Source organism: Acinetobacter harbinensis (assembly GCF_000816495.1).
GTDB lineage: Bacteria > Pseudomonadota > Gammaproteobacteria > Pseudomonadales > Moraxellaceae > Acinetobacter > Acinetobacter harbinensis.
The window spans coordinates 40,180-41,667 of the sequence record NZ_JXBK01000003.1; the positions used below are offsets into that span (position 1 = coordinate 40,180).

The 1,488-nt window shown below is 39.1% G+C and carries 2 protein-coding genes; both read left to right on the forward strand.

What is annotated here, in order from left to right:
* Nucleotides 1-1,241 (forward strand): cation transporter (locus SE27_RS13135; RefSeq protein ID WP_319802648.1); only part of this gene is annotated, 1,241 nt, incomplete at its 5' end.
* A gap of 11 nt (nt 1,242-1,252) precedes the next feature.
* The coding region (locus tag SE27_RS13140; protein ID WP_227504661.1) for a FeoA family protein at nt 1,253-1,488 on the forward strand (236 nt) is incomplete at its 3' end.

Below are 1,488 nucleotides of genomic sequence, written 5' to 3' on the forward strand. Positions count from 1 at the left end.
AAGATAAGAAATCTCAACAAGAAAATCATCCATCAATTGCAGAAGCAAGCAATTCAAAGAATTGTGATAATACGCCTAGCTGTTGTGGTGAAGAGGAAGAAGAATCTTCATCTCCTTGCTGTAACACTTCAAACAGTTGTGAAGATACCGCTCAATCCTGTTGTGGTTCTGATCCCAAAGAAAATTTAAGCACTGAAAACGTTTTAAAAGATTCGCACTACATGAGTGAATACTTAGTTCCCAAAATGGATTGTTCTGCGGAAGAACAGATGGTTCGTATGGCGCTATCTTCAATTGATGGTGTTCAAAAACTCATCTTTGATTTACCTAACCGGTCTTTAAAGGTTCTACATAATCAAAAAGATGAAAATATAACTACCAAACTTGAAGCTTTGGGTTTTGGTGCAAAGCTTGTGAAGACTGAAACTTATATAAGCAATCAACAGGCTAAGCAAACAAGTACCTATACCATTCCTAAAATGGATTGCTCTGCTGAAGAGCAAATGGTCCGTATGGCTCTTGCAGATATTGAAGCAGTTAAAGGTCTTACTTTTGATCTTCCCAATCGAAAACTGAAAGTCTTCCATAATGAAGGGAGTCAGCAAATTACGGCCAAACTTGAAGGACTGGGTTTTGGGGCGAAACTTGATGAAACACAGCTTTCTACAGGCGATATACCTAATGAACCTGATCCTGTGAGACAAGCTAAAGTACTTAAACTGTTATTAGGCATTAATGCTCTACTGTTCTTTATAGAATTCATCAGCGGAATTATTGCTGCGTCTACAGGATTGATTGCTGATTCTCTAGATATGTTTGCCGATGCAGCCGTTTATGGTATTGCGCTATATGCCGTCGGAAAAGCTGCGAAATATCAAGTGAAAGCAGCCCATTTCGCAGGTTGGATTCAGTTATTACTTGCTGTCATCGTGATTATTGATGTCATTAGACGATTCATGTTTGGAAGCGAGCCAGAATCAACGCTCATGATTGTTATTGGCCTGCTCGCACTTATAGCTAACGTGACATGCTTATATCTTATTTCTGGTCATCGAGAAGATGGCGCACATATGAAAGCCAGTTGGATTTTCTCGGCGAATGACGTTGTGGTAAATATGGGCGTTATATTTGCCGGTGTACTCGTGGCGTGGACGGGATCAGCTTACCCAGACTTAATCATTGGCATCCTGGTTTCTTTATTCGTGCTTAATGGTGCTCGAAAGATTTTGGCTTTGAAGTAAGAGTATCGAAAATGAATCTATTTCAAGTTAAACAAAATCAGATCGTCAAAATTAGAGATCTCAAAAAAGGTAATCAATACAGTCATACCACTGATCCCGTATTGGAACGGCTCCAACTATTAGGTTTTAGAGAGGGTGAAACTCTACAAGTACTCGCTAAAGGTGTTTTTGGCGGAGATCCTGTTTTAGTTCAAATTGAAACTTCAAGATTCGCATTAAGAAAGAATGAAGCTGAAAGAATTTTTGT